This is a genomic window from Rhodococcus sp. PAE-6 (assembly GCF_025290685.1).
GTDB lineage: Bacteria > Actinomycetota > Actinomycetes > Mycobacteriales > Mycobacteriaceae > Rhodococcus > Rhodococcus pyridinivorans.
Window position 1 is genome coordinate 1 of the sequence record NZ_JAOCLZ010000201.1, and the last position, 243, is coordinate 243.

Here is a 243-nt window from a genome sequence, read left to right on the forward strand (position 1 = left end):
TCCTGCTGGTCGTCGCTGGCACCGTGCTCGACGCCGATGCCGCCCCGGTGGTGCCGGCGCGACCGTCTTGCTGGCTGCCGATCCACGTCTCGGTCGGGTCCGTCTCGAGCGGAGTTTTCCTCGTCTCCGGGGTGGCCAGCACGCTGTTTCTGCGGGCGTTGAACGCCGAAAAACGCCCGGATACCCGGCTGGCCCGACTCATGCAACGGCTCCCCGACGCCCGCGCCCACGACCGTCTCGCCT

Annotated in this window: 1 pseudogene; it reads left to right on the forward strand. The window is 70.4% G+C overall.

Annotated features, from left to right (window positions below):
- A pseudogene (locus NVV99_RS26775) lies at positions 1-243 on the forward strand (c-type cytochrome biogenesis protein CcsB); the annotation flags it as partial.